At 33.0% G+C, this 8,166-nt stretch carries 7 protein-coding genes; 6 read left to right on the top strand and 1 reads right to left on the bottom strand.

What is annotated here, in order from left to right; genetic code table 11:
- Positions 1-255 precede the first annotated feature (255 nt).
- From A9G09_RS00225 to A9G09_RS00215, 3 genes are all read left to right on the top strand, one after another.
- Positions 256-1,074: a purine-nucleoside phosphorylase gene (locus A9G09_RS00225; RefSeq protein ID WP_065632918.1), complete on the top strand. Its 819-nt coding sequence runs from the start codon at positions 256-258 to the stop codon at positions 1,072-1,074.
- Between the two features lie 52 nt (positions 1,075-1,126).
- Entirely contained in the window at positions 1,127-2,368 is a 1,242-nt protein-coding gene (locus A9G09_RS00220) for a nucleoside permease (protein ID WP_065632917.1), read from the top strand.
- 181 nt (positions 2,369-2,549) lie between these two features.
- Positions 2,550-3,458 carry a DMT family transporter gene (locus tag A9G09_RS00215; RefSeq protein WP_065632916.1) on the top strand — a complete coding sequence of 303 codons (909 nt, stop codon included), beginning with the start codon at positions 2,550-2,552 and terminating at the stop codon, positions 3,456-3,458.
- Positions 3,459-3,513: 55 nt separating this feature from the next.
- On the opposite strand, the gene dsdC is transcribed toward A9G09_RS00215, so the two are convergent.
- The gene (gene dsdC, locus A9G09_RS00210; RefSeq protein ID WP_065632915.1) at positions 3,514-4,449 is read right to left on the bottom strand and encodes a DNA-binding transcriptional regulator DsdC; all 936 of its coding nucleotides are present in this window, start codon (positions 4,447-4,449) and stop codon (positions 3,514-3,516) included.
- A gap of 228 nt (positions 4,450-4,677) precedes the next feature.
- On the opposite strand from dsdC, the gene dsdX reads away from it, so the two are divergent.
- The 3 genes from dsdX to A9G09_RS00195 all read left to right on the top strand — a co-directional run bounded on the left by dsdX (position 4,678) and on the right by A9G09_RS00195 (position 8,075).
- Positions 4,678-6,015: a D-serine transporter DsdX gene (gene dsdX, locus A9G09_RS00205; RefSeq protein ID WP_065632914.1), complete on the top strand. Its 1,338-nt coding sequence runs from the start codon at positions 4,678-4,680 to the stop codon at positions 6,013-6,015.
- A gap of 23 nt (positions 6,016-6,038) precedes the next feature.
- A complete protein-coding gene (locus A9G09_RS00200; RefSeq protein ID WP_065632913.1) occupies positions 6,039-7,370 on the top strand; it encodes a D-serine ammonia-lyase in 1,332 nt (443 codons plus the stop codon).
- 219 nt (positions 7,371-7,589) lie between these two features.
- A complete protein-coding gene (locus tag A9G09_RS00195) occupies positions 7,590-8,075 on the top strand; it encodes a hypothetical protein (RefSeq protein ID WP_065632912.1) in 486 nt (161 codons plus the stop codon).
- The last annotated feature ends 91 nt before the right edge of the window (positions 8,076-8,166 follow it).

Raw genomic sequence — 8,166 nt, 5'->3', positions numbered from 1 at the left:
GAACATCATCATAATATACCCTGAAAAATGAAAACTACGTTGTTTTTATTATATATTCTTTTTATGTGATCGTTTTCTCGTTTTGAGAAAAAGTCAATTATTCACATCGTTTTCTATGACATACTAGATCAATGTGAACAATTGAGATACGTATTTTTTATTCATGATAAAAATATAAGCAAGTTTTAAGTGATTATTTAACATCACTGCATTTTATTTATCATTAAGACTACTACAATTTGAAAGGATACAGTCATGCATCAAACAGCAGATATTCAACAAGCAGTAAACTATATTCAACAGCAAACCGACAAAAAACCAACAATCGGAATTATACTTGGATCAGGTTTAGGTCCTTTTGCCGATACTCTTGAAGATGCCGTTCACATTCCTTATGACACTATTCCACACTTTGCTAAATCAGCAGCTGTTGGTCATGCAAATGAATTAGTGATTGGTAAATGTGGAGATAAGACTGTTGTCGCGATGAAAGGTCGTTTTCATTACTATGAAGGTTTTTCATTAGATCAAGTTACCTTCCCTGTGCGTGTAATGAAAATGCTAGGTGTTGAAAAACTGATCATTACCAATGCCTGTGGTGCAGTCAACACTAGCTTTAAACCAGGTGATTTAATGATAATCACTGACCACATTAATTTAACCGCCAATAATCCATTAATGGGGCCAAATAATCCTGAATTAGGTGTTCGCTTTTTAGATGTCAGTGAAGTTTATAACAAGCAATTAAGAGCAACGGTTAGCGAAGTAGCTAAAGAGCTAAATATCACTTTACAACAAGGTGTTTATGCTTGGTGGACAGGACCAACCTACGAAACTCCAGCAGAGATTAGAATGATCCGTACATTAGGAGCTGATGCAGTTGGTATGTCAACAGTTCCTGAAGCAATTATTGCTCATCATTCAGGGATTAAAACTATCGGCATTTCATGTTTAACTAATATGGCTTGTGGCATTTTAGATCAACCACTCGGCCATGAAGAAGTGATTGAAACCGCTGAACGTGTAAAATCCACTTTTTTACAACTCATTACTAAAACAATTGCACGTTTTTAGTTCATAGTTTTTAATTTTATATAAGCAGTTCAATTTATTTAGGATTTAAATAATGAACATAAAAAATAGATTAAAAATAATGATGTTTTTCCAATACTTTATTTGGGGAAGCTGGCTAACGACTTTAGGTATTTATCTTTTTAATACACTAAAATTTTCTGGTGCTGAAATAGGTATGATCTTCAGTACTAAAGGCTTAGCCGCATTAATTATGCCCTGTATTATAGGGATTATTGCTGACAAATTTATTCAAGCAAAATATTTGTACATGCTGTGTCACTCGATTTGTGCTGTTGCGCTTTTTTATGCTGCATCAGTGACGACATCAAGTTTACTATTTTGGTTGATGTTTGCTAATGCAATGGCTTTCATGCCAACTATTGCGCTATCTAACTCAATTAGTTACGCGTGTTTAGATAAAAATAACTTAAATACTGTCGAAGTGTTTCCTAAAATACGGGTGTTTGGTACAGTAGGTTTTATTATTGCTATGTGGATGATAAGTCTACTGAAGTTAGATTCCAGTAATGGACAACTTTATGTGGCATGTGCGGCATCAGTCGTATTAGTGATCTACAGCGCAACGTTACCAAATATTGAAATCAAACAGAGCCAACAACAATCTTGGTCTTCTCGTTTAGGGCTTGATGCATTTGTGTTATTTAAAAAACCCGTCATGGCAGTATTCTTTTTATTTGCAATGTTACTTGGCGCAATACTACAAATCACTAATACTTTCGGCGGGGCATTTTTAAAAGACTTTGGTAAAATTCCTGAATTTTCAGACAGTTTAATTGTTCAGCATCCAGCGATATTATTATCCGTATCGCAAATGGCAGAAGTGGCATTTATTTTAACTATTCCGTTTTTTCTTAAAAAGTTTGGAATAAAAAAAGTAATCATGATAAGCCTGATAGCTTGGACGCTCCGATTTGGTTTATTTGCGTTTGGTGATCCAACACCATTTGGTTTTGTCTTACTGTTGTTATCCATGATAGTTTATGGTTGTGCATTTGACTTCTTTAATATTTCAGGATCAATTTTTATAGAAAAGGAAGTTAATTCTAATATTCGAGCAAGTGCACAAGGGCTTTTTATGACGATGGTAAATGGAATTGGTGCATATTTGGGTTCAATCTTAAGTGGTATGGTGGTTGATAAATTTACTTACACAACTGGTCGAGATTGGCAAACAATATGGTTAATATTTGCATCTTATGCACTAGTGTTGGGAATTATTTTTTACTTTACCTTTAACTATGACCATAATAGAAACGAAACAGTTAAGCAATAACTTACCACAATCAAACTAATGGGCTAATAATTCAAGCTTACATTCTGTTCTGATTCACTTAGTATTCGTTATTCTAATATGTTAAAAAATGAAAAGTGACACAGGGTCTCCACCCTGTGGTCTCTTATTTCGTTTGTTTTTTAGCTACAAAATTAATTTATATAAGTTATGAGATTTAAATATGAAAGAAAAATTTTTAGGTGGTTTATTAGTTTTTTTAGGGGCGTGCAGCTTTGGTGTGCTCTCCTCTATTGTGAAAACCGCTTATAAAGCTGGCTACTCCCTTGGTGAAGTTACTGGCGTACAATGTTTTTTGGGTATGCTAATATTATGGATTATTCACTTAATAGTTAAAACCTTCTTAAAACCTAAAAGTACAGCAACGACAACTCATAATCCCAAAACTAACAGATTGAAAGTATGTGCTGTGGGTATCTTCCCTGGTTTAGTTGGCATTTGCTATTATCAATGTGTTCAACTCGTTCCTGCATCAATTGCTATAATACTATTAATGCAGTATTTATGGATTAGTATTATTATCGATTATGTTATTTTCAAAAATAAACCGACTACGACTCAAATTTTAACGGTGATTACCATTATAGGCGGTAGCTGCCTAGCCGCTGGACTATTTAATCAAGATATTCGTTTGAACTTAACCGGCTGTTTTTTTGGTTTCTTAGCGGCCTTAATGTATTCACTATTTATCAGTACAAGCAGTAATATTGGCAATGAATTACCAAAATTAGAGAAAAGTGCCTTGATGATAACCGGAGCGTGCATAATAACCTTTATTATATTCCCACCTTTATTCTTCTTTAAATTAAATTTGAATGATCAACTTTATCAATTAGGATTTTTATTAGCACTACTTGGCACCGTATTACCTCCGTTTTTGTTTTCTGTTGGCATTCCCAAAATTGGTATTTCATTAAGTGCAATATTATCCGCAGCTGAACTGCCTGTTGCCGTCACCTGTTCATATTTTTATTTAAAAGAATCGGTCTATTTTAATCAATGGATTGGTGTCATTATTATTCTACTATCCATCGCACTATCCAATTTGAAACATTTAAAACGGAATAAATAATATACTTAGACTAAAGGGAAGCCTAAACGCTTACCTTTAGCCTAGCATTACTTTATTAAACTAGGCTTTTTAGCCATTTTATAAAAATATCTGCTTTGGGGTTATATTTGGCTTGCGCTCGTAAGATGTAATAGCGCTGTTTACATAACATTTCCATTTCAGGAAAAGGTGTAATAAGCTCACCCGATTCAAGTAACTTGCCGATTAATTTCCGTCGCCCCATAGCAACACCACCATGATTAACAGCGACAGTAGTTGCAAGATCAGAACGATCAAAATCTATTTTGGGTATATCATTAAAATCAAAGGGCAAAGAATAATGATTAGCCCACCCCATCCATTCATCACAATTAGAATCATAACCCCAAGCCTGATTATCATGCAGTAAAAGGCACTTATCTAAATTTTCAACTTTATTAGTTAAATTTTTTTGTTTTGCATAATCAGGGCTACAAACTGGAATAATTGTTTCATTAAATAAATGTTCACAAACCAATTCATCATAAATAATATCGTCATAATAAATAGCTAAATCAATGCGATGCCGTGAAAAATTAATAATCTCATTTCCTGATAATATATTGAGCGATATATAAGGATAACGGCAAACAAACTGTGATATTTTTGGTATTAACCAACCTTGTGCAAAAGACGGCCTACAATAAACAGTAAGCGTACCTGAGATCTCTTGATTTTTAATTTCTAATATTTCTTGATTTAAGATATGAAGGGAATTTTTTACGACTGTGTATAAATTTTCACCATCGTGAGTCAATGCAATTTTTCTATGAAATCGATGGAATAATTTAATCGAAAGCTCTTCTTCTAATTTGCTTATTTGATGGCTTACAGCACTCGGACTGATATATAGCTCCTTTGCTGCTAATGAAAAGGATAGGTGTCGGGCCACTGATTCAAATGTATGCAATTTTGATAACTGATAACGATTGATAACACGGTTCTTGCTAAATAACTTACTTTCATCATACATAGCTCGTCCTCTCCCAACTTCATTAAAACATTAATTCTGTTATTTATCTATCTAAAACTAATTTTTAAATACTGGTTAAAATTTTAACTATCTTATTGCTTAATATACTGATTGAAATCACATTTATGCATGAAAATAAATCATGTGAAATTAATTATTAATCATTTGTCAAATTAACGATAAAAATCTTTAATTACACTGATAACTATATAATATAAGGAAAACAATATGGATTCACAAATTTGGTTTATTGTTGTTTTAGTAACGAGTATTATTTTAATAGTGTATTCGATAATAAAATTTAAGCTTCATCCTTTTTTATCGTTATTACTAGCCAGCTTTTACGTTGGATTATTAATGAAAATGCCTCCTCTCAAAATGATTTCTGCCATCGAAGATGGAATTGGTAATACTTTAGGATTTTTAGCCGCTGTAATTGGATTAGGAACCATTCTTGGCAAAATGATGGAAGTCTCAGGAGCAGCAGAACGTATTGGTTTAACATTGCAAAAATGTCGCTTCTTATCACCACAAGTAATTATGGTTTTAGTAGGGTTAATTTGCGGCATTACTCTATTTGTTGAAGTTGGTGTGGTCTTACTAATTCCTTTGGCTTTTTCAATTGCAAAGAAAACACAAACTTCACTTTTAACATTAGCTATCCCTCTTTGTACTGCATTGATGGCTGTTCATTGCATTGTTCCCCCTCACCCGGCAGCTTTATTTGTCACTAATGCTCTTGGAGCGGATATTGGTACGGTAATCGTTTATGGATTAATGATAGGTCTTTTAGCTTCATTAGTTGCAGGACCAATTTTTCTAAAAATTATTAACAAAAAAATCCCTTTTAAAACGGTACCAAAAGAGTTTTCCGAAATGAAAATTCGAGATGAATTAGAACTTCCTTCATTGGGTGCTACATTATTTACAGTACTATTACCCATTATTTTGATGCTAATTAAAACAATAGCTGAACTCAATATAGATAAAACAACCTTTATGTATCAAATTTTAGAATTCATTGGTAACCCGATTACGGCAATGTTTATTGGTGCTTTTGTTGCTTACTATATACTAGGTATTCGCCAAAAAATGCGAATGTCAGATTTATTAATAAAAACAGAAAGTGGCTTTTCTTCAATCGCTAATATCTTGTTGATTATTGGTGCGGGCGGTGCATTTAATGGGGTGTTAAAAAGTAGTGGTTTGAGTGATGGATTAGCGGGTATTTTATCGCAGCTAAATATGCACCCTATTTTATTGGCGTGGTTGGTTGCAATCATATTACATGCTGCAGTGGGCTCTGCAACGGTTGCCATGATGGGAGCAACAGCAATTGTATCACCTATGTTGCCACTTTACCCTAATGTTAGCCCTGAAATCATAACGTTAGCGATCGGTTCGGGCGCTATTGGTTGTACAATTGTAACAGATTCGCTTTTTTGGCTTGTAAAGCAATATTGTGGCGCAACATTAAATGAAATATTCAAATATTACACATCTGCTACCTTTATTGCTTCGTTAGTCGCATTGGCAGGTACTTTTTTATTGTCTTATATTATTTAAATAATAGTAATAGGAATGGATTCATGACACCTAACAATATAAAAAAATTAATAAAACAACATCCTTTAGTCAATAATTTAATAAACCTAGAGGAGACAATTTGGTTTAATCCTAAGGTGACCACCTTGACGGAAGGCTTACCTTATGTCAAACTAACAAAACAAGATGTAAATGATGCTACTAATAGATTAGCTAGATTTGCACCTTATCTTTGTAAAGTATTTCCAGATACAGTGGTGACTAAAGGAATTATAGAGTCAGATATTGTTGCTATACCAAACATGAAAGCAGCACTTGAAAGCCACTATCAACAAAAAATTACAGGAAGTTTGTTCCTCAAAAAAGATAGTCATTTACCAATTTCAGGTTCTATAAAAGCTCGTGGCGGAATATACGAAGTATTATATCATGCGGAAAAACTTGCCATAGAAAATGGACTATTAACTGAAACTGACGATTACAGTAAATTATTTTCAGAGAGTTTTACACAATTCTTTAGTCAATATAGTATTGCGGTTGGTTCAACAGGGAATCTTGGTTTATCTATAGGTATTATGAGCGCTAAATTAGGCTTCAAAGTCAGTGTTCATATGTCTAGTGATGCTCGAGAATGGAAAAAGAATAAACTACGTTCCCATGGTGTAAATGTCATTGAATATCAACAAGACTACGGCGTAGCTGTTGAACAAGGTCGTAAAGCAGCTGAATCTGATCCTAATTGTTTTTTTATAGATGATGAAAATTCGAAAAACTTGTTTTTGGGATATTCTGTTGCGGGTGATCGTGTAAAAAAACAGTTCCAAGAAATGAATATAATTGTTGATGAAAAACATCCATTATTTGTATATCTACCTTGTGGTGTAGGCGGAGGTCCTGGCGGTGTTGCTTTTGGATTAAAACTAGCCTTTGGTGATAATGTACATTGTATTTTCTCAGAACCAACCCATTCACCTTGTATGTTATTAGGTGTATATACAGGATTACACGACAAAATTGCTGTCCAAGATATTGGTATCGATAATATTACTGCTGCTGATGGTTTAGCTGTTGGTAGACCTTCTGGATTTGTTGGGCCTGCAATGGAAAGGCTAATTGATGGCTATTTGACAATTAGTGATCAAAAAATGTATGACTTACTTGGATTGTTGAACCAGCAAGAAAAAATTCAATTGGAGCCTTCAGCACTAGCAGGAATGATAGGTCCATCAAAATTAGAAGCAAATACAGAGTATTTACAACGAAATAATTTTTCACCCGAAATTTTAGAAAATGCTACCCATTTAGTTTGGGCTACAGGTGGAGGTATGGTTCCAGAAGAAGAAATGGATAAATACCTTAAATTGGCAAAAATATAGCGTTTATTAAAATGTTAAAATAATAATAACATGATGTTTTATCTTATGATAATAACATCATCTTTAATGAAAAGGAGATAAAAGTAATAATTGAGGTTTTAGTTGTTTTTATACTAAAACGTTATGTTTACCTCAAATTTTTTTGCGATAGAGTAACAGTCGTTTTTTAATGTTCTACAGATCGTTATCTTATTGTCCTAAAAAAAGGAAGTTATAGAAATGAAGACACATAAAAAACCATTATTTACCTTAGTACAAAGTGATAAATTATTACCTCAAAAAAATACCTTAAGTGATTTAGATTCTAAATTAAATTATCCTGAAAACATAAATAAAATTATTGCATTACATGTTAAGGAGCTTAAGTTACACCATGGCGAATATAAAGATAAAGAATACAATAGTAAAGCTAAGATCGAGAATAATAGAGAAATGCGTTTTATATTTCCTGAGATGTTCGAATCAGAGCATCATAAAAGGCAAATAAGCCTTTTGAAAGAGGAATTAGCCTTTGCTAAAGAATCGAATAAGGTCAAAGAATTATTAAGCATGCGGTTAAAACAAATGGCAAAAATTTATCCACACGTGCAACTGGATTTAAATGATATTACTGTCATGCCTAATAAAATTAAAAAATATCTGTTTGCGCCACCGTTAATCTTAACACAAGATAATGCAATTATGCTTTGGGAAGATGGAAATTAGTCTGATTAAAAGTATTGATAAATGAATCAATATTAGAAATATGTCATCAATTTTTGCAAAAGAATTGATGACATTAAGCAAGATTATTTTT

Source organism: Gilliamella sp. wkB292, assembly GCF_001690235.1.
GTDB classification, from domain to species: Bacteria; Pseudomonadota; Gammaproteobacteria; order Enterobacterales; family Orbaceae; genus Gilliamella; species Gilliamella apicola_F.
Note: the sequence above shows the minus strand (reverse complement) of the source record. Positions and strands in the feature narration are given on the sequence as shown.

Coding starts and splice junctions, on each gene's coding strand:
- A9G09_RS00225 (WP_065632918.1), top strand. CDS start 256: ATGCATCAAACAGCAGATATTCAACAAGCAGTAAACTATATTCAACAG.
- A9G09_RS00220 (WP_065632917.1), top strand. CDS start 1,127: ATGAACATAAAAAATAGATTAAAAATAATGATGTTTTTCCAATACTTT.
- A9G09_RS00215 (WP_065632916.1), top strand. CDS start 2,550: ATGAAAGAAAAATTTTTAGGTGGTTTATTAGTTTTTTTAGGGGCGTGC.
- dsdC (WP_065632915.1), bottom strand. CDS start 4,449: ATGTATGATGAAAGTAAGTTATTTAGCAAGAACCGTGTTATCAATCGT.
- dsdX (WP_065632914.1), top strand. CDS start 4,678: ATGGATTCACAAATTTGGTTTATTGTTGTTTTAGTAACGAGTATTATT.
- A9G09_RS00200 (WP_065632913.1), top strand. CDS start 6,039: ATGACACCTAACAATATAAAAAAATTAATAAAACAACATCCTTTAGTC.
- A9G09_RS00195 (WP_065632912.1), top strand. CDS start 7,590: ATGAAGACACATAAAAAACCATTATTTACCTTAGTACAAAGTGATAAA.